At 50.1% G+C, this 18,859-nt stretch carries 18 protein-coding genes; 9 read left to right on the top strand and 9 right to left on the bottom strand.

Annotation, left to right across the window (positions count from 1 at the left end; all coding sequences use genetic code 11):
• Positions 1-38: 38 nt before the first annotated feature.
• The gene (locus KNO96_RS08350) at positions 39-764 is read left to right on the top strand and encodes a DUF4261 domain-containing protein (RefSeq protein WP_214703336.1); all 726 of its coding nucleotides are present in this window, start codon (positions 39-41) and stop codon (positions 762-764) included.
• A 96-nt stretch (positions 765-860) separates the two neighbouring features.
• Here KNO96_RS08350 and KNO96_RS08345 read toward each other — a convergent pair whose 3' ends face one another.
• The 8 genes from KNO96_RS08345 to KNO96_RS08310 all read right to left on the bottom strand — a co-directional run bounded on the left by KNO96_RS08345 (position 861) and on the right by KNO96_RS08310 (position 10,333).
• Positions 861-1,187 carry a thioredoxin family protein gene (locus KNO96_RS08345; protein ID WP_026825319.1) on the bottom strand — a complete coding sequence of 109 codons (327 nt, stop codon included), beginning with the start codon at positions 1,185-1,187 and terminating at the stop codon, positions 861-863.
• Between the two features lie 19 nt (positions 1,188-1,206).
• Positions 1,207-2,058 (bottom strand): DegV family protein, encoded by an 852-nt coding sequence (locus tag KNO96_RS08340; protein ID WP_026825318.1) that lies wholly within the window; start codon positions 2,056-2,058, stop codon positions 1,207-1,209.
• Positions 2,059-2,194: 136 nt separating this feature from the next.
• On the bottom strand, positions 2,195-2,614 hold the full coding sequence (locus KNO96_RS08335) for an RDD family protein (RefSeq protein WP_214703335.1): 420 nt from the start codon (positions 2,612-2,614) through the stop codon (positions 2,195-2,197).
• 16 nt (positions 2,615-2,630) lie between these two features.
• Complete coding sequence (locus tag KNO96_RS08330; protein ID WP_214703514.1) at positions 2,631-3,707, bottom strand: nitric oxide synthase oxygenase; 1,077 nt, start codon at positions 3,705-3,707, stop codon at positions 2,631-2,633.
• 206 nt (positions 3,708-3,913) lie between these two features.
• Positions 3,914-6,835, bottom strand: a complete 2,922-nt coding sequence (gene pulA, locus KNO96_RS08325) for a type I pullulanase (RefSeq protein WP_214703334.1) — start codon at positions 6,833-6,835, stop codon at positions 3,914-3,916.
• 195 nt (positions 6,836-7,030) lie between these two features.
• A complete protein-coding gene (locus KNO96_RS08320) occupies positions 7,031-8,689 on the bottom strand; it encodes an FAD-dependent oxidoreductase (protein ID WP_214703333.1) in 1,659 nt (552 codons plus the stop codon).
• A 12-nt stretch (positions 8,690-8,701) separates the two neighbouring features.
• The gene (locus KNO96_RS08315; RefSeq protein ID WP_214703332.1) at positions 8,702-9,988 is read right to left on the bottom strand and encodes an arsenic transporter; all 1,287 of its coding nucleotides are present in this window, start codon (positions 9,986-9,988) and stop codon (positions 8,702-8,704) included.
• A 27-nt stretch (positions 9,989-10,015) separates the two neighbouring features.
• Positions 10,016-10,333, bottom strand: a complete 318-nt coding sequence (locus tag KNO96_RS08310; protein ID WP_214703331.1) for an ArsR/SmtB family transcription factor — start codon at positions 10,331-10,333, stop codon at positions 10,016-10,018.
• Between the two features lie 203 nt (positions 10,334-10,536).
• Between KNO96_RS08310 and KNO96_RS08305 the strand changes: the two genes are divergently transcribed.
• From KNO96_RS08305 to KNO96_RS08275, 7 genes are all read left to right on the top strand, one after another.
• On the top strand, positions 10,537-12,018 hold the full coding sequence (locus KNO96_RS08305) for a SulP family inorganic anion transporter (protein ID WP_214703330.1): 1,482 nt from the start codon (positions 10,537-10,539) through the stop codon (positions 12,016-12,018).
• A 69-nt stretch (positions 12,019-12,087) separates the two neighbouring features.
• Entirely contained in the window at positions 12,088-12,501 is a 414-nt protein-coding gene (locus KNO96_RS08300; protein ID WP_026825311.1) for a universal stress protein, read from the top strand.
• Between the two features lie 112 nt (positions 12,502-12,613).
• Positions 12,614-12,820: a PLD nuclease N-terminal domain-containing protein gene (locus KNO96_RS08295; RefSeq protein WP_026825310.1), complete on the top strand. Its 207-nt coding sequence runs from the start codon at positions 12,614-12,616 to the stop codon at positions 12,818-12,820.
• Positions 12,817-13,665: an ABC transporter ATP-binding protein gene (locus KNO96_RS08290; RefSeq protein WP_214703329.1), complete on the top strand. Its 849-nt coding sequence runs from the start codon at positions 12,817-12,819 to the stop codon at positions 13,663-13,665. Before KNO96_RS08295 ends, KNO96_RS08290 begins: the two co-directional genes overlap by 4 nt.
• Complete coding sequence (locus tag KNO96_RS08285; protein WP_214703328.1) at positions 13,665-14,423, top strand: ABC transporter permease; 759 nt, start codon at positions 13,665-13,667, stop codon at positions 14,421-14,423. Before KNO96_RS08290 ends, KNO96_RS08285 begins: the two co-directional genes overlap by 1 nt.
• Before the next feature lie 103 nt (positions 14,424-14,526).
• The gene (locus tag KNO96_RS08280) at positions 14,527-16,284 is read left to right on the top strand and encodes a C39 family peptidase (RefSeq protein ID WP_214703327.1); all 1,758 of its coding nucleotides are present in this window, start codon (positions 14,527-14,529) and stop codon (positions 16,282-16,284) included.
• A 112-nt stretch (positions 16,285-16,396) separates the two neighbouring features.
• Positions 16,397-17,296: a CAP domain-containing protein gene (locus tag KNO96_RS08275; protein ID WP_214703326.1), complete on the top strand. Its 900-nt coding sequence runs from the start codon at positions 16,397-16,399 to the stop codon at positions 17,294-17,296.
• An 86-nt stretch (positions 17,297-17,382) separates the two neighbouring features.
• Here KNO96_RS08275 and KNO96_RS08270 read toward each other — a convergent pair whose 3' ends face one another.
• Positions 17,383-17,778 carry a hypothetical protein gene (locus KNO96_RS08270; protein ID WP_026825305.1) on the bottom strand — a complete coding sequence of 132 codons (396 nt, stop codon included), beginning with the start codon at positions 17,776-17,778 and terminating at the stop codon, positions 17,383-17,385.
• 147 nt (positions 17,779-17,925) lie between these two features.
• Here KNO96_RS08270 and KNO96_RS08265 point away from each other — a divergent pair, with 147 nt between their 5' ends.
• The gene (locus KNO96_RS08265) at positions 17,926-18,858 is read left to right on the top strand and encodes an ABC transporter ATP-binding protein (RefSeq protein WP_214703325.1); all 933 of its coding nucleotides are present in this window, start codon (positions 17,926-17,928) and stop codon (positions 18,856-18,858) included.
• Position 18,859 lies beyond the last annotated feature (1 nt).

Raw genomic sequence — 18,859 nt, 5'->3', positions numbered from 1 at the left:
AGGAGGGGTCTGACTTTTTGCAGAAAAGGATGATTGACATGAATCGTACACAAGTTATGCTCGCCATTCCCGGAAACTGGTCTTCCGTAGAAGGCGTAAGCGAACAAATCAGTTTACATAGTGAAGGCTACACAATGGCCGGTCTGCTGTTGCTTGAAGACGAAACAGGAAAAGCGTTCACCGTAGAAGCCGTAGAACGTGACCCTGCTCTAGCCGAGGCAATGATTCACGCGAGCTCCGGCGGGTTCACACCGAAAATCGCGAAAGGACTCGCACGTCACACACACGTCGTCTACTTGATTGTCGACGTCAACGATTTGACAGACGTCGCTGCGGCACGTCGAGCCGCGAACGCCGTATTAAACGCAGGCGGGCTCGGTGTCATGGTCGAATCGGCCGGCGTCGCCTACTCAAAAGAAGAATGGCAGGAGTCAAAAGAAGCAGATCTCGCGCTCGACTATTCACTCCTCACCGCAATCACAGAAGAAGAGAACGCCTATATGTCATGGGGAATGAAAGCGTTCGGTCATGCAGATGTGGCCGTGCCGATGACACTCGATATTGAAGATGCCATCCACGTGATTCACTCGTTCAACTTCCATCTCATCTCAGGAGGAACGATGTTCGGTGATGGTGACCGATTCGCTTTCGAAGACGGTCGTGCCTTCACGGTCGAAATGGGCGAAGACGAGCGAACGACGATTGACAACTTGTTGCATAACCCGTTCGGCTTGATTTACCTCGTGCCGCAAGCAGCAGAATAACCTGTCGGAGTGCCGTTAACGGTGCTCCGTTTTTTATTTTCAATATTTTCACCTCACTAAAAAACCTTCATCCGATGAATGGATGAAGGTTCATGTTCATGCTTGTCTCATTTCTTGCATACGTTCGAGTTGATGCGTCAGTTCACCGATTGGGACGAATCGTGCCCGGCGCAGCATCTCTTTCCCATTGATGAAAAAGAGGACGACCGGTACGGTGAAAATGGAGAAAGTTCCTGCTATTTCAGGGACTTCGTCCGAATCCACCGCGACTGATTCGATTTCAGGGAACTGTTGGAGCATCTCTTCGATTTGAGGTTTCAGCGCATGACAGACACTGCACCCTGGATGAGAGACATAGACGAGCAGTTGTTCCACGCCCGCAATCCGTTCATTCAATCCAGTCAAGGTTGTCATTGCTTCCATCTTGCATTCCTCCTATTTGTTAAGCGTCGAGCCACAAGACACCGACAGTTTCAAAGCCGGCATGTACCGCGATGGATGGACAGAATCGTGTCCGCACCACTTCGAGACCCGGTAATTTCGACTCGATGAGCGCGACAAAGTCGTCTTGCATCTTTGGTGAGAGTGCCGTCTGGACGAATACACGATTGTCTTTCACACCGTTCTCCGCATGACGACGTTCGAGTTCGCCGACCATCTCCGCATACGCCTTCTTCAACGAACGTGCCTTTTTAAACGGAATGACTTTTCCTGTCTCATCGAGCGTGATAATCGGTTTGATGTTCAAGATGTTCGCAAGGAACATCTCTCCGGAAGAAACTCGACCGCCCCGGCGCATCGTTTCCATGTTGCCGATAATCATGAAGAAGTTCTTCTTGTCGCGCCATGCCTCGAGCAGTGCGACGATCTCTTCGACCGACTTGCCTTCTTGTTCGGCGGCCTTACCGATTCGGACGAGTTCTTGTTGCGCTTCGAGCGCAGCATGCGAGTCGATCGTATATACTTTGAAGTCAGCCGCTTCTGCCGCTGCTTTTGAGTTTTTCGCTGTGCTGCTCAATCCGTTCGAACAATGGACGGCGATGGCACAATCGTACCCTTCCTCTTTTAAGCGCTCATAGCGCCCGATGAAGTCGCCGAAAATCGGTTGTGACGTCTTCGCTTCTTTCTTTTGGTCAATCATATACCGATGTAAGTCCTCAAGCGAGAGATTTGTTTCACTATAGCCGTTTCCGTCCACAATCAACTGAATCGGAACGATATCTACACCGAGTCGTGCTGCTTCTTCTTGGGAGAAGTTGGCCATGCTGTCGGTAATCCATGCGATTTTTGTCATAACTAAAGATCCTCCAATGGTCGTTCATTTTTGTCCAATCTCATTATACCTTATTTTTTGCCCCTATTCCTAGCCGACTGCTAGCCGTCTGAATGAGACGAAAAAACAGAGCGACACGCGGTCGCCCTGCCTCTCTTCACTTCGTCGAAATCAATTTCGTATGGGCGAATTCGTCATGCGGCAACTCGAGGTCCTTGTTTGACTTCATCTGTTGGAGTGCCCGAATTAAGGGAATCCCGAGCGTCGCCGGATAGACGACATCTTTATACAGCGTCCGTTTGATGACTTGCTCAAAGGAAAGCGGACGTCCATCTGCACTCACGACCTTGATTCCAACGATACGGTCACCTAGTGTCTGACCGTTTCGATACAGCATACAGTAGACTTCTCCGGCCATCGTCACAACGGTCGGGAAGTAGTACCGTTTTATTTCTTTGTCCGGCCATACTTTTTTACGGATGGCCTTTTCAATCAGCTTGGCCGGTGTCTGAAAGACGACTTGGTCGATTTGACCGGCAACGGCTCGTTTCCAAAGCGGGACTGCCACAGTAATCATCCTTTCTCTCGCGGTTCTAGCCTTTCAATTCCTCTTTTATCGGCTGACGAAACCCTGAGAAGGGACATCCGCTTCTCGCAAACAAGTTCGGTGTTTTGATAACGTCATCATAATGCTCGTGGAAGACGTGCGTCGTCGCTGGGGATAAAGGCGGGATGAGCCAACTCCATTGTCCGGTGACGTCACGCCCCGCTTCTAGCTCATTTTTTTCGAACCGTTTGAACTGTTTAGCGGCGGTATGATGATCGACGATCGTAACACCCGCTCGTTCAAACGATTGCAGGACGGCGATATTCAATTCAACGAGAGCCCGGTCACGCCAAAGTGAGCGTTCTTTTGTCGTCTCAAGCCCGAGCGACCGTCCGACAAGTGGCAACAAGTCATAGCGGTCCGTGTCTGCTAAATTGCGCGCCCCGATTTCCGTCTCCATATACCAACCGTTGAATGGGATCGACGTAAACCGAAGCCCACCGATCTCAAGCTCCATATCGGTGATCGCCGGAAGAGCATGCCATTTGATCGCTCGCCCGTCAAATAAGTCAACGTCTTCATGTTCGATGTCCACCTCGAGCACTGCCTCACTTGGCAATTCGTAGAGACGAACATCCTGACCATCTGTGATCATGAGCGGAAGAACATCAAACGGAGTCCCGGAACCGACCCATCCAAGTTGTTCGGCCCGTTTCGTCATCGTGACAGACATCGGGTCTCCGATAATCCCGTCTGGCGTCTCATATCCTGCGTATCGAATCAGTTGTGCATTTAACAATTGGAACTCGTTCGGAAGGACCGTCATCGTCGAACGGATTTTCCCCTCGTTCGTGGCGAAATGAAGGTGATCGACCAGTCGAGCGTAGACATCGTCAAACGTATCGGCATCACGGGCGTCAATCACATGAAGCGTCTGCCAAAACAAACGTCCGATGCAACGATTCGAGTTTCGCCACGCCATCTTGGCCCCTTCCGACAACTCTTCTGTCGTCAACGTGTAAGTACCTGTTCGCTCAATTTCATCTTTTATTTGTCTTAGGCGTTCAGAAGGGTCGTCATGCCATTGTCGCATCCAGTCGCTCGCTTGGTCGTATAGGTTCATCTCATAAGTCTCCTCACTCATTCTCTCTTTCTCCATCTTAGAGAAAAGAAGACCCTTGTTTCAACTATCTATTCTTTCGCGTGACAGTCTCAATCTGTATGACCGTCTTTTTTTGAGCGCAATGTAAAACATCCTTCATCTTGTGTCGGTCCCCTAGTGAACTTGCATATCCAAAAAACCCCACTCGTTAAAAGTGGGGTCAACGTTTACTTGCGTTCTAAAACAAACGTTTTATAGGCTGGCACACGAATCTTACCTGATACGTGCTTGATTGTTTTCGTTCCGGCACGGTTACCATCGACAATCACGTTCCACTTCCCTTTCGGAAGCGTGATTCGGACATTTGTCGGGTTGGCGTTATGCGTGATGAACAAGTCATTCTTTTGACCAGGTGCATCTTCATCAATCGTGTACGTGATGACGTTCGCTTCCGCTTTATGGAACGTCAAGAATTGTTTCACGTCGCTCGCTTTCGTCATCCGGAGACCAGGGTTTGCCTTACGCATCTCAATCAACCCTTTCATGTACTGGACGTCCGCCTTGCGGTCTGCTGCCCGTTTCCAATCGAGTTGGTTGATCGAGTCCGGTGATTTGTACGAGTTGTGATCCCCTTCCTTCGTGCGCATGAATTCTTGCCCAGCGTGAAGGAATGTCGTCCCTTGACTCGTTAGTAGGATACTTGATGCGAGCCGATGCATCTTCGTTTTATTGAATTCAGATGCGATCGGGTTCGTCAACTCCAACTTATCCCAAAGGGTGTGATTATCGTGGGCTTCGACGTATGTGATGGCTTGCGTCGGTTCTTTTGTGAATCCTTTAATCGTGTCGCTATAAGCGATTTCTCCGACGATTCCCGTCTTCACGCGATTTTCCATGCCTTCTTTTCCGTTGACGAAACCTTTGTCCTCATCGTAGAAGACGCTCCCCTTCAAGCCGTCACGGATATTGTCGTTGAAGTGTGCGACTCCCGGCATGTCGTAGGCGTTCTTTTGATTTGCTTTTAATTCGGCATCGAGTGGTGTGCCGAGGTCCCATCCTTCTCCGAAGACGAGGATTGACTTGTCGACTCGATTCAACTCCGAACGAACTTTGTTCATCGTCTCGACGTCATGTATGCCCATCAAGTCGAAACGGAATCCGTCCCAATGGTATTCTTTCGCCCAATAGACGACCGAGTCGACGATGAGTTTTTGCATCATCGCTCGTTCGGACGCGGTATCGTTCCCGACACCCGTCCCGTTGGCGAAGTCCCCACCTTCTGTATAACGATAGTAGTAACCCGGTACGATTTTGTGCAAGTTCGACGCTTGGGCATCAAACATATGGTTATATACCACGTCCATGACACCACGTAGGTTGTTGTCATGTAAACCTTGAATCATCTGTTTCATTTCCGTGATGCGTACTTTTGCATCGTAAGGGTCCGTTGAATACGACCCTTCTGGCGCATTATAGTTTTTCGGGTCGTATCCCCAGTTATATGTCGCCATCGGATTCGTCTCATCGACCGATGCCGTGTTGAAGTCATAGACAGGAATGAACTGGACATGAGTCACGCCAAGGTCTTTGACGTGGTCGAGTCCTGTTTTCGTCGCCGTCTTTTTACCGTCGATGAGGAGACGTGTTCCTGGTTCGATGACACCGAGGTATTTCCCTTTGTTTTTGATGCCTGAGTCATACTTATCCGTCTTCACATCAAAGATTGAAAGGTCACGGACGTGTGTCTCATAGATAATCGCATCCGTTGACTGCTTCAACTTCGGCTTCATCGAGTTCCATCGTTTCGGGTCCGTTTCTTTCAAATCGACGACGACGCCCTGATCACCGTTCACACCGACAGCCGTCGCATACGGATCGACCGCACGAACCTTACCTGTCGCATGTGTCACTTGGTACGTATAGCCGATGTCGTCAAGGTCACCGCGTACTTCCGTCACCCACGTGCCACGCTCACCGCGTTTCATCTTGATGGCTTTTTTCATATCTTTATCGTTCGTTGGTCGGTCTGTCGGCATATTCCAAAGCTCGAGCTCGACTTGTTGAGCCGTCGGTGCCCAAAGAACAAACTTCGTTTTCGATTTTTGGTACGTGATGCCGAGTTTACCATCGTACGCATATTTCGCGTCGAATTCTTTCGAGCGAAGCACCTTGCCGGCTTGGAGTGTCTGTTCGCCGTATTCCGGATGCGACGCTTGAATAATCTTCGCTAAATCGATGTCTTCTGTAAATTGAATCGTGACCGACTTGTCTCCGGTCTTTTCAATCGACTCAACCGTTGCACCGTCTACGCTCAATTCATCGATGAACGCGTCCGTAATGGCACGGTTCGTCGTGAGTGTCGCTTGTCGGAACGTATCCGCCGAGAACGCGACGAGTTTAGGGGAACGGTCGATTTGTGGCTCTGAATAATAGATGGTCGAATCTCCTTCAACGAGCCAAATCTCTTTCGCTGTACCGAGAACAAAACGGTCTTCGCCGTCCTTTTCCGTCCATTCTCCTTTTTTCGTGATTAAACCCATCAATTTTTTCGATTCCGGGTTGGCGAGTTTCACGTTCGCGATGGCGCCGAATGCATCGGTCTCATCGAACGTGATGTTCTGTCCGTCCCCGCCCTCCGGCCAAGCCCACAGACCCCAGTCCGTGTATGTATTATCGTAACGGAAATAGTGAACTTTCATGTCGATTTCCGTTGAGACCGTCTCCCCGTCCGGGTTTGACGTATAAATCGTCGGGTCGCCTGACTTGATCCAAACTTCCGCGACACCGTCTTGGATCATATCGTTCGTGATGAAGCGGTCATTCTCCGACCCTTTATCTTTGTCCCAATTGTCCGTTCGGACGATGAGACCGATTTTTTCAGGTGAGTCGACCGGGAATTCATAAGCCGCCACCTTTCCAAATGAATCTCCCCCATTAAACGTGAAGCCTTTATTCGGGAAGTAATCTGGGCCATTTGCCCAAAGCCATAAGTTCCAATCCTTTTCATTATCCGGCGCCTCTTGATAATGGACGACGACTAAAGTCGACTCCCCTTTATCTAAAGCGGACGCCGGCATCGGAAACATTGACAGAATTAGTGCAAACGTTAGCACAACTGCCCATACGGGTTTCCATTGTTTTTTGACCATGAGGGTCCCTCCTTGTAGCACTATTTTAAGAAAACGCTTACACAAAAATTGTAAACGGTTTCCTTTAACGAAGCAATGTTATTTTAGAAAAGGGTCAATTGGCATCAGTTGACGGGAATGTCACCTGAGGAATATGGACTAAAGAGAGTTCTGTTCACAAAAAACGACGTCCGTATGACTCGGACGTCGTCTTGTTTAGTTCCCGTACTTTTTGAATAACTGATAGTTTTTGTTACCGCCCGACAAGTTGTACACGTCGGTGAATCCGAGGTTACGGAGCACGTTCTGTGCTGCGTTCCCCGTCACTCCACCGTTACAGTAGACGACGGTCGGTTTGTTTTTGTCCATGTCATTCGCCGCTTCCCGGAGATGACCGAGCGGGACGTTGACCGCACAATCGACACATGCCTTCTCGAACTGTGCTGCTTTACGCGTATCGATGATTTGCATGTCTTCACCTGCGTCGATCCGTGTCTGAAGCTCGGCCGGTGTGATGAGTCGTGCCGCCTTGTCGATGCTGTTCGAAAGGACCATCCCCGTATACATGACCGGATCTTTCGTCGTCGAGAACGGTGGTGCGTAGGCAAGGTCGAGGTGGAACAAATCATCTACTTTTGCCTTGAGCGTGATCGCCGTGACGAAGACGTCGATTCGCTTGTCGACCCCTTCGAATCCGACAATTTGGACGCCGAGCAGTTGACGTGTCGCACGGTCCGCGACTGCTTTAATCGTCATATCTTTTCCACCCATATAGGCTGGTTTATCCGGTTTCGTGTTATGAAGCACCTCAATATCGTACCCGAGTTCACGCGCTTCTTTTTCGGCGAGACCCGTCTGCGCCACGGCAAGTCCGAACACTTTGAAGATGCCCGTACCGAGGATGCCGCGATGTTCGAGATGTCCTCCCGTGATGACGTCTCCTGCGGTCCGCCCCATCTTATTCGCTGTCGAACCGAGCGGGCGCCAGATTGGTTTACCTGTCACGATGGAGAAGCTCTCCGCGACGTCACCGGCGGCATACACGTCTGAGACGTTCGTCTCCATCCACTCATTGACAGCAATCGCACCCGTTTCACCCAATTTGACACCCATTTGCATAGCGAGTTCGACGTTCGGACGGACCCCGACCGATAGGATGACGAAATCTGTCTCAATCGTCTTCCCACTCTCGGTGACGACACGCTCCACATGACCGTCACCAATGAGTTCCGTCACCGTCTCACCGAGCATGAGCTCAATCCCGTTCTGTTCGAGATGCTCCTCGACGCGGCATGCCATGTCCTTGTCGAGTGGGGGCATGACTTGCGGCACGCGCTCGATGATAGTGACCTCCACACCGCGAAGTTTCAACTGTTCGGCCATCTCAAGACCGATGAAGCCGGCCCCGATAATCGTGACATGTTTTGGGTCTGTCGAATCCACGAACGAACGTGTAGCTTCCGCGTGTTGGATGTTTCGAATCGGGAAGACGTTGTCCGATTTCACTCCAGGAATCGGTGGGACGATGCTTGTCGCCCCTGTCGCGAGGACGAGGACGTCATACGAGTCCGTGAACGTCTCACCGGTATCTAAGTTTTCAACCGTCACCGTTTTCGCATCCTTGTCGACCGCTGTCACGTTATGTCGTGTCATGACGTCGATGTTATACCGCTTCTTAAAGAAGGCGGCGTCACGCGGCGTCAAGTCATCACGTGATTCGACTTCTCCACCGACATAGTAAGGAATCCCACATCCCGAATACGAGATATCGTAATCCCGGTCGTAAATCGTAATCTGTGCATCTTCGTTGTTACGACGTGCCTTTGCTGCAACGGATGTCCCCGCTGCGACCGAACCGATAATCACTAATTTCATAAAAACAACTCCTTAATAAAGTAATAAGCTGATATACAGACCAAATAGTGTAATGGCGAGTGTAGGAATCGTCAGGATGATCCCGACTTTAAAGTATTCACCCCATCCAATTCTCAACCCTTTTGTCCGAAGTACGTGGAGCCATAATAATGTTGCGAGCGACCCGATCGGCGTAATCTTTGGACCTAAGTCTGAGCCGATGACATTCGCATAAATGAGCGCTTCCCGAATCTGGCCGGTCGTATTCGTCAAGTCGATGGCGAGCGCATCAATCATGACGGTCGGCATATTATTCATGACTGAGGACAAGACGGCAGCCAAAAATCCCATTCCGAACGTCGCACTGAAAGCATTCACCGCAAACCAGTCGATAAAGTTCGCAAGCACTTGTGTGAGTCCGGCGTTCTGTAATCCATAAACAACGACGTACATGCCGAGCGAGAAGAAGACGATGGCCCACGGTGCTCCTTTGACGACTTGTGTCGTCTCTACCGCAGCTGAACGGTTCGCCATCACCAAGAAAAATAGGGCGATGACAGCGGCGACGAGTGAGACCGGGATGCCAATCAAGTCACTCGTAAAGTAACCGATGACGAGTAACGCGAGCACGACCCACGATAAGCGGAACATCGTATGGTCTTTGATGACTGACGCAGGTTTAGCCAATTGAGATGCATCATACTGTTTCGGGATGTCTTTTCTGAAGTACAAATACAATACGAGTAGACTGCCCGCAACCGCAAAGACGTTGACGAACACCATCCGTGCCGCATACTCGGCGAACCCGATTCCGAAGAAGTCGGCCGAGACGATATTGACCAGGTTCGACACGATGAACGGCAAACTCGCTGTATCGGCGATAAATCCAGAGGCCATGACGTACGCCAAGACGACCGCATCCGGCAGTTTGAGAGCCCGGACCATCGCTAAGACGATCGGCGTCAAGATGAGCGCCGCCCCGTCGTTTGCAAATAGTGCTGCAACGAGCGCACCGAGTAGCGTGATGTAGACGAATAACTTCACTCCACCACCTTTTGCGATTCGGGCCATATGTAATGCGGCCCATTCGAAAAATCCAATCTCGTCTAAAATGAGCGAAATGATGATAATCGCGATGAATGTGAACGTCGCGTTCCAAATGATACCCCATACTGTTCCGACATCATCAAAATTGACGACGCCCAAAATGAGGGCAATGACGGCCATCCCCATCGCCGAGTAACCGATGCCGAGGCCTTTCGGTTGCTTAATGATGAGGAAAAGCGTCACCACAAATATAAGACTAGCAATCCATTCCAAAACGTTTCCCTCCAACTTTTCAATTCATCAAGTGTCACATGAGACATCACACGTACACGCCACTTCAGTCAGTTCCACTTGTTTCAATAGGTCGACGACGAGCGGATAAAACGGGCTCGTCTCGTTCAATCGATAGTGAATCCACTGTTTGTCCCGGCGCTCTAATAAAAGTCCCGCCTGACGCAACATTTTCAAGTGACGGCTGATCGCCGGTTGCGAGATGTCGAAACAATCGACGAAGCTACAGGCACACTGTTCGCCTGCTTCCATCTGTTTCAACATCGTCAACCGGGTCGGGTCACCGAGCACCTTGAGTACTTTACTCAGTTCATCTACAGCGTACATATTTGTTCCCCACCTCTCATATAACTCTTCCGTTATATAACCTGTACGTTATGAAAATAACATAGTTTTTAACACGAAGCAATTGTCATTTCGGGTTGAATTCGGTATGATGAAACACGTTGAAAATGTCAGAATCCATTATTTTGATTTTCGTGAGACTCGAAAATCAAATCATCATATTATAAAGAGAAAGGTGTGTTCTTTTGGAAAGATTGAATACGTTGAAACACGAATGGCTCGGAAATGTCCGAGCCGACATTTTAGCCGGGATTGTCGTCGCCCTAGCGCTCATCCCGGAAGCCATCGCCTTCTCCCTCATCGCGGGAGTCAACCCGATGGTCGGACTGTATGCCTCATTCATTATCGCTATGGTCATCTCAATCGCCGGAGGCCGTCCTGCGATGATTTCGGCTGCAACTGGTGCGATGGCGCTCGTCATCGTTTCACTCGTCGCCGACCATGGTCTCCAGTACTTGCTCGCCGCTGGTATTTTGACCGGGATCATTCAAATCGTTCTCGGCTACTTCGGCATCGCCCGGTTGATGAAATTCATTCCGCGCGCCGTCATGGTCGGTTTCGTCAATGCGCTCGCCATTTTGATTTTCCAGGCACAATTGTCAAACTTTGAAGGCGAAAGCTGGATCATCTGGGCGATTGTCGCCGCATCACTCGCCATCATCTTCTTGTTCCCACGTGTCACGAAAGCGATCCCGGCTCCGCTCATCGCGATTGTCGTCATGACCATTCTCGCGATTACATTCGGACTTGATACGAAAAATATTGGAGATATGGGGACGATTTCAGCTACGCTTCCAGACTTCTTGTTCCCGGATGTGCCGTTCACGCTCGAGACACTTATGATAATCTTGCCGTACTCGATTTCGCTCGCCTTTGTCGGATTGATTGAATCGCTCTTGACGGCGCAAATCGTCGATGACATGACGGGTACAGATTCCAACAAAAACCGCGAATCACGCGGACAAGGAATTTCGAACATCATCGCCGGATTCTTCGGTGGGATGCCAGGATGTGCGATGATCGGTCAATCTGTCATCAACGTTTCGTCAGGTGCGCGTGGTCGTCTGTCGACGTTCACAGCCGGACTTGCACTCTTCATCATGATCATGACGATGAGTGATGTACTCATGCTCATCCCGGTCGGTGCGCTCGTCGGAGTCATGTTCTTCGTATCGTATGCAACATTTGACTGGGGCTCGCTCAAAGCGATGCGCACCGCTCAAAAGTCGGATACGGTCGTCATGCTCGTCACGGTCCTCGTTACCGTCTTCACACATGATCTGTCCCTCGGGGTACTCGGTGGAATCTTGACGGCTGCGATTTTATTCGCCGCCAAAATTTCAAAGATCGACCTCGGTCGCCAAGTTACTTCAAACCGCGTAGATTATACAGTCAACGGACAGCTGTTCTTCGCTTCGACGTCTGAATTTGTCAACCAGTTCGATATTACAGAAGATATCGACGTAGGAATCAACACAGTCACAATCGACTTTGCGAACACGCATCTTTGGGATGATTCGGCCATCGGTGCCATCGATAAGGTCGTCTTTAAATACCGAGAAGTCGGAATCGAACCGGAACTTCTTAACTTGAACAAAGACTCGGAAAAACTGCTCAACACTCTCGCGCTTCACTTGAAGCAACAAGATACGAACGCCGGTCACTGATTCGTCATTTCCCCTGTTCGGCAAATCACCTATACTAAAAGTAGAACGTGCGAAAGAGGAGGAGTTTTCATGGGAAAGGTATTTTTAGCGGCAGATGGTTCTGCCCACTCGAAACGTGCGCTTGAAAAAGCGATTCAACTTGCAAAGGCGTCGAATGCGTCAATCGATATCGTTCACGTCATCAGTGCGAAAGAATCGAAGGAAGCGGCTCTCAATTCGACAGGTAAAATCGATTTGGAGACGAAGCGTAAACAGATGCTCAAGCCATTGTTTGACTTGGCGGAAGCGGAAGGAATCCATTACGAATATATTGAGCTCCGAGGCGAACCGGACGTTGAACTCGTCAAATATGCGAATCACGAGCCTTATGAATATGTCGTTGTCGGCTCGCGCGGCTTAAATACGTTCCAAGAGTTCGTGCTCGGTAGCGTGAGTCATAAACTCGCCAAACGCGCGCTCGCTCCTGTCATCATCGTCAAATGATCCGTTTTCCCCATCTCCATGTGAGATGGGGATTTTTTGTGTCACATACAGGGGACCTTTCGTTCGTGTAGAATGAGTTAAAGATCGTTTACTTCAAAAGGAGGTTCTCGCTATGGATATCACAAACGACCCGAATACACTTTTACTCATCCTACTCCCTGTCTTGATTTTGCAACTCATCCTGCTCGTTGTCGCTTTGATCGACCTATTCAAACGCGACGTGACGAACGGCCCGAAATGGGTATGGCTTCTCGTCATCGTCTTCATTAACATTCTTGGACCGATTGTTTACTTCTTATGGGGACGGGCAAAACGATGAAGGTCACACACATTTCGAAACACTTCGGATCGTTCAAAGCACTCGATGATGTCAGTTTTGAGTTGCGCCCTGGATGCACGTCCTTACTCGGTGAGAACGGAGCGGGTAAGACGACGCTTTTAAACCTGCTCGCCCGTGTCACGAACCCTACAAGCGGTGACGTGAGCGGTCACGTACAAACACGCATCGGTTATTTGCCGCAACGTCCGGCCCTCTACCCGTCTTTGACTCCCGTCGAGACGATTCGATATGCCGCCGAGTTGACAGGTACAAAGCACGTCGACCCCGTCAAACTGTTAAAACGTGTCGGTCTCGAACCGGTCGACCGACCGGCTGCAAACCTATCCGGAGGGATGCGCCAACGACTCGGCATCGCACAGGCGCTCGTGCATGACCCGGAATTATTGCTGCTCGATGAACCCGTCTCCGCACTCGACCCTCGCGGTCGTCGGGAAGTGCTCGATTTATTGAGCGATTTGAAACGGGAGCGAATGATTCTCTACTCTACGCACGTTCTCCCGGATGCCGAAGAAGCGAGCGACTGGGTGCTGCTGCTTCGACAAGGCAAATTGCTCATGGAAGGCACCGTGACCGACCTGCTCGGTTCGAAATCGACCATCGAGTTACGACTCTTCGACGACGAAACGAGTGGAGCGGACTGGAACCAACTAGAAGGTGTGACTCAGACAATCCAACACGGTTCAACGTGGGTATTCGAATCATCGGACCGAAAGCTCGCCGAGCGAGCGATTTTGCGACGCGTCTTGGAACTGAACGTCGTCATCCAATCGCTGCACGTCGGGCATCCGTCTCTTGAGTCCTTATTTTTGGAGGTGAACGCCTGATGCGTACAGCAATCTTCAAACAAGAATGGCGCGAAGCATGGTCGAACAAACGACTCATTTGGATTCCCGTCGCCCTTATGCTCCTCGCCTCGATGCAGCCGATCACACTCTACTTCTTACCGGATATCCTCGCTTCCGGTGGGAATTTCCCTGATGGAACCATCATCGAGATCCCGATCCCAACTCCGGAGGAAGTCTTAATCTCAGTGAGTGAACAGCTTCGTCAAATCGGACTCCTCATCGTCTTATTGTCGGCGATGCATACGTTCAGCCATGAACGGACGAATGGGACACTCGCATGGCTCAAGTCATTACAAATCCCGACATCACGTATTGTCATCAGCAAATGGGCCCATTATGCCTTATTGACGGTCGGCGGTATTTTGCTCGCACAAACGGCAGCAGCATACTATACAGTGATTCTATTTGATGCATTTGACTCGGTCGATTTTCTCGTGTCGACGGCACTTCTCGTCTGTCATTTCATCGTACAACTATCTATCTTCTTTTTCATCGCGGCACTTTTAGAGAGCGGCGTGGTTGCGGTCGTCTTGACGCTCGGACTCCACTTCGTCATGTCCCTCTTAATTGGTTGGGTCGACCTTGATTGGATGCCATGGATGCTCGGACCGCTATCGAGCGAGGTGTTACTGACAGAGGTGGATCTCGTTTGGCCGCTCCTGACAGGAATCCTCGTTGTCGTCCTCTCGCTTTATGTGGCGTCGAAACGCCTTCGCTTCATGAGTCATTCGGCGTAAACGTCTGACCTTGTAAATGATTCATTTGCCACTATCTTCCCTTGGATAAAAATGGTTATATTATTTTATATAGGATTTTTTGAAAATCGGGAGGCATAACAATATGAACTGGAAGACGACTACAATGTTCAGTTTAATTGCTGGAACCCTCTTCACCTCTCCTCTATCGACTCATGCTGAAGGGTCATTTCAACAGACGGACGACGGCATCGTCTACACCTCGAGTGACGGGACGGTGTTGACGGGTTGGCAAGAAATTGAGGGTCATACGTACTATCTGAACGATGACGGAACGCTCCTTACAGGTTGGCAAGAAATCGAAGACGCTACATATTATTTTGAGGCAGACGGCCGACTCATCACCGGCCCTTACACTGTCGACGGCACGACATATACATTTGACGAGAACGGGAAGCTGCTCATCGGATGGCAGGAACGGGATGGTCTCGTCTATTATTACGATAAAACCGGTCAACCGGTTACCGGTTTCCAGACAATCTCAGGCAAGCGGTACTACTTCACCGAGGAAGGGGTCCGTCTCTCGGGATGGCAACAGCTTGGTGACGCCAAACATTACTTCTTCCCGGACGGCACAATCCATACGGGCATGTACACAATAGACGGAAAAAAGTACTATTTGATGGAACATGGCGAAATGGCGACTGGTTGGAAAACGATCGGCACGCGTCGCTACTACTTCGGGGATGACGGCAAACGTCGTCAAGGACTCGCCCGCATCGGCGAGAAAATGTATGGCTTCCATCCGTATTATGGATATCGTCTCGAGGGACTTCATCGTATCAACAACCGGCACTATCTGTTCGGAAAATACGGTGACCGTAAGTACGGTCTCCAACGCATTGACGGTGTCATGTACGGCTTTCACCCGACCTACGGCTATCGTCTTGAAGGAATCCATAAATTAAACTCACGTTATTATTCGTTCGACTACTACGGTCGACGCGAATATGGATTCCAGACGGTTGATGGGAAGAAGGTCGGGTTCCATCCGACATACGGTTATCGGCTGCAAGGGAAATTCCGATTGGATGGAAAAACGTATCATTTCCACTCGACCGGCGTCCCCGAAAAAGGCTGGAAATTCACGACCCAGTACGAATATTTCGCACCTGCCTTAACGAAAAAGACGGACTGGCAAGCCATTAACGGGAAGTGGCATTACTTCGACACGTTCGGAAAAATGTATCAAAACCGCCGCGTCGGTAACGCCTCGTTCGATGCGCGGGGCGTCTATTCTCAAGCGCTGTCCATCTATAAAATGAGCGTCCCACTCTATCGTCAGTTCCCGATGGGGTACCCGTCTGGCTGTGAGTTCTTCTCCCTCAAGATGGCACTTGAAGAGAAAGGCCGTGCCGTCGGCGCATCCACCTTATACAACGAGATGCCAAAGAGTATGTGGAACGCTCGCTACGAGAACAGACTATACCGTTGGGTCGACCCGAACGTCATGTTCACCGGTGACCCGAAACGGACGCTCGGCAAATATAAAAACTATGGGATTTATCCAAAAGGTATGATCGGATTTGCCAGCAAATATCGTCCTGTGAAAGACTTGTCCAACCAAGGACTCGGTTCGATTGAACGGGAATTGTCGATGGGCAACCCGGTCATCGTCTGGGCGAGCGTTGACTTCAACAAGCCGTACGGCTACTTCAACTGGTACACCGCCTCGAACAAGAAGTTCACCGGCTACGTCAACTATCACGTCATGTTGGCGACCGGCTATGACAAGTCAAACTTATACATTAACGACCCGTATCGCGGTCGCTTGGTCATCCCGAAATCAAAAGTGAGCGCCGTCATGGGCGCGACGGGATGGAAGGCGCTAGCGGTCAGGTAGTCACGAAAGGATGGGCTCACGAAGAGTCCGTCCTTTTTGTAATGAAATGGTAAAACTAAAAATCAGCCGTACAATATAGAATATAAGGAGTCCCACAAAAGGAGTCGATCAGTTGAAAAAATACATACCTCTACTACTCACGATGATTCTGACCCTCGGTATCATCGAATCACCGCTCGGTACGAATCGGGTGCACGCTTATTACGAGACGTCGATCAACACGACGGGTTACGTGACAAAAATCAGTCAACTCAATGTCCGACAATCCCCTTCATTGAGCGCGAAGCGTCTTGCACTCATCCCACGGGACGGATCGATGCGTGTCCGTACTTCGTTTCAATTGGACGGCGTACGTTGGTATAAGATTCAATGGGGCAGCGGCTACGCCTATTTGCCGGCAAAGTATGTCCGGTTGTCCACTGCCGAGGTGAAGTTCACGAAACCGACGTATGTCAAACCGTCGAGCGTCTACTTAAAGTCACGTCCGTTGACGACATCCTCGAACGTCAAATTCGTTCGTCAAGGCACCGAACTCGAGACCGTCTCTTACCGTTATACCGGTACGACACGATGGTATAAGGTACGTTACGGAACGTACACGGGGTATATCCTCGCCAAACACGTCCGTTTCACATCGCCCGTCAACGTATTGACCGAGACGAATAAAGAGCGGGATGTTGCCGGCCTCTCTCTTCTCGCTGCTTCGAGCGAGGCGAATCGTGTCGCCCAAGTCCGGGCGGAGGAGATGGCACGTACCGATCAATTCTCGCACACGCTCAACGAGAACGGCACACCAGGCGATACGTTAGACGCTTACGGCGTCTCGTACCGTGGCTGGGGCGAGAACATCTATAAAGGGTCAAGCGATCCGGCCCGTGCGGTCGATGCTTGGATGAACAGTAGCGGACATCGCGCGAACATCTTGAAGGCGAATTACACCCATCTAGGAATCGGCAAAGCGACCGATGCCCAAGGGTCTACCATCCATGTCCAAATCTTTTTGACGAAATAACCGATGAAGGGACAGTCACCTCGTGGCTGTCTTTTTTTAGCCAAACAAAAAGAGCGGATTCTCATCCGCTCCGAACGATACGATTCTCACACCTCATGCTCCTTCACAAGCACACGAAAACGCGGTCGGACGGTCAACTCGATTGACGTCACGGTCCGCTTCCGGTCTTCCGCGAGTACGATCAACAACTCCGCATGGTCCCGCCGGTCTTCTAAAATCTCGACTTTGCTGACCGTTCGAAGCAGTTGATAATAGACCAATTCCCCATCCTGATTCTTGACACTGATTTCAAACTCGTGATAGCTCGGGGATATTTTAAAGTAGAACGTCTCTTCTTTATTCGTGAATCGAAAAATCGACTCGTCATAGTAAAACGGTAACGTCGAATCCATCCGTTTCGGTTCGACTGTACAAAACGCGGAAAGCACAACTTCGTCTGGGAACAATGCCCCCTCTTGTTTATTGAATTGCCATCCTTTCATCCCAATCCCTCATTTCAACACAATAATTATCTGAATACTTAGATTATTACATATTTCGATGAATCCGGACAGGTAAATTCATGACAATCAGCGAAAACCATTGGGTAGCATATTGAGAATTATTTTATATAAGAAAGGAGTACACACATGCCAATCATCTCGCTCGACCATGTCACGAAACGATTCGGGGACACGACAGCATTAAATGACCTCAGTCTCCAAGTCGAAGAAGGTGAACTATTCGGCCTGCTCGGTCCGAACGGTGTCGGTAAGACGACCGCCATCTCTGTCATGTTAAATCTGTACGAGGCAGATTCCGGGTCGATTCATATATTCGGACAATCGATGCCAAAAGACGAACTGGCCATTAAACGCCGTGTCGGCATTGTGCCACAACACGTCTCTGTCTATGATCAGCTAACTGTCTATGAAAACATCCAATTCTTCGCCGAACTGTATGGATTCAGTCCAAAAGAAGCGAAACAAAAGACCGAGTCCGCCATTGCCTTCGTCGAACTCGATGCTCACCAAAAGAAACGTCCACCTGAATTATCCGGTGGTCTACTCCGCCGCCTCAATATCGCCTGTGGAATCGTTCATGAACCTGAGCTCATCTTCATGGATGAACCGACCGTCGCCATCGACCCGCAGTCGCGTAACACGATTTTAGAGAATATCCGTGAACTGAATCGTCGCGGGGCCACCATCATCTACACCTCCCACTATATGGAAGAGGTCGAGCTCCTTTGCGACCGAATCGCCATAGTCGATGAGGGGAAAATCATTGCCGAAGGGACGCAAGACGAGTTGAAAGACCGTGTGATGACACTCGAGACGGCCCGAATCAAAGTCGATGCGCTTACTCCACACTTGCTCGAACGACTTGACGCACTCGAACATGTTCAAAAAGTGGAGTACGCAGAACCGTACATCGAAGTTTCATTAGATAAAGATACCCCGCTCGCACCGCTCCTTGAGACGCTACATCATGAACATGTACACTTCACATCCATCACGGTCGACCGTCCTTCCCTCAATACCGTCTTTTTGGCATTGACCGGGAAGACGCTTCGAGAATAGG

The organism is Exiguobacterium sp. s89 (assembly GCF_018617735.1).
Taxonomy (GTDB): domain Bacteria; phylum Bacillota; class Bacilli; order Exiguobacteriales; family Exiguobacteriaceae; genus Exiguobacterium; species Exiguobacterium marinum.
This window is presented reverse-complemented; position numbering and strand designations above follow the sequence as displayed.

What these genes read in the sequence shown, in the direction of transcription:
- KNO96_RS08295 (WP_026825310.1), top strand. Translation starts at nt 12,614, where the DNA reads ATGGATATCACAAACGACCCGAATACACTTTTACTCATCCTACTCCCT.
- KNO96_RS08285 (WP_214703328.1), top strand. Translation starts at nt 13,665, where the DNA reads ATGCGTACAGCAATCTTCAAACAAGAATGGCGCGAAGCATGGTCGAAC.
- KNO96_RS08310 (WP_214703331.1), bottom strand. Translation starts at nt 10,333, where the DNA reads ATGTACGCTGTAGATGAACTGAGTAAAGTACTCAAGGTGCTCGGTGAC.
- pulA (WP_214703334.1), bottom strand. Translation starts at nt 6,835, where the DNA reads ATGGTCAAAAAACAATGGAAACCCGTATGGGCAGTTGTGCTAACGTTT.
- KNO96_RS08300 (WP_026825311.1), top strand. Translation starts at nt 12,088, where the DNA reads ATGGGAAAGGTATTTTTAGCGGCAGATGGTTCTGCCCACTCGAAACGT.
- KNO96_RS08345 (WP_026825319.1), bottom strand. Translation starts at nt 1,187, where the DNA reads ATGGAAGCAATGACAACCTTGACTGGATTGAATGAACGGATTGCGGGC.
- KNO96_RS08340 (WP_026825318.1), bottom strand. Translation starts at nt 2,058, where the DNA reads ATGACAAAAATCGCATGGATTACCGACAGCATGGCCAACTTCTCCCAA.
- KNO96_RS08330 (WP_214703514.1), bottom strand. Translation starts at nt 3,707, where the DNA reads ATGAACCTATACGACCAAGCGAGCGACTGGATGCGACAATGGCATGAC.
- KNO96_RS08290 (WP_214703329.1), top strand. Translation starts at nt 12,817, where the DNA reads ATGAAGGTCACACACATTTCGAAACACTTCGGATCGTTCAAAGCACTC.
- KNO96_RS08280 (WP_214703327.1), top strand. Translation starts at nt 14,527, where the DNA reads ATGAACTGGAAGACGACTACAATGTTCAGTTTAATTGCTGGAACCCTC.
- KNO96_RS08350 (WP_214703336.1), top strand. Translation starts at nt 39, where the DNA reads ATGAATCGTACACAAGTTATGCTCGCCATTCCCGGAAACTGGTCTTCC.
- KNO96_RS08270 (WP_026825305.1), bottom strand. Translation starts at nt 17,778, where the DNA reads ATGAAAGGATGGCAATTCAATAAACAAGAGGGGGCATTGTTCCCAGAC.
- KNO96_RS08265 (WP_214703325.1), top strand. Translation starts at nt 17,926, where the DNA reads ATGCCAATCATCTCGCTCGACCATGTCACGAAACGATTCGGGGACACG.
- KNO96_RS08335 (WP_214703335.1), bottom strand. Translation starts at nt 2,614, where the DNA reads ATGATTACTGTGGCAGTCCCGCTTTGGAAACGAGCCGTTGCCGGTCAA.
- KNO96_RS08320 (WP_214703333.1), bottom strand. Translation starts at nt 8,689, where the DNA reads ATGAAATTAGTGATTATCGGTTCGGTCGCAGCGGGGACATCCGTTGCA.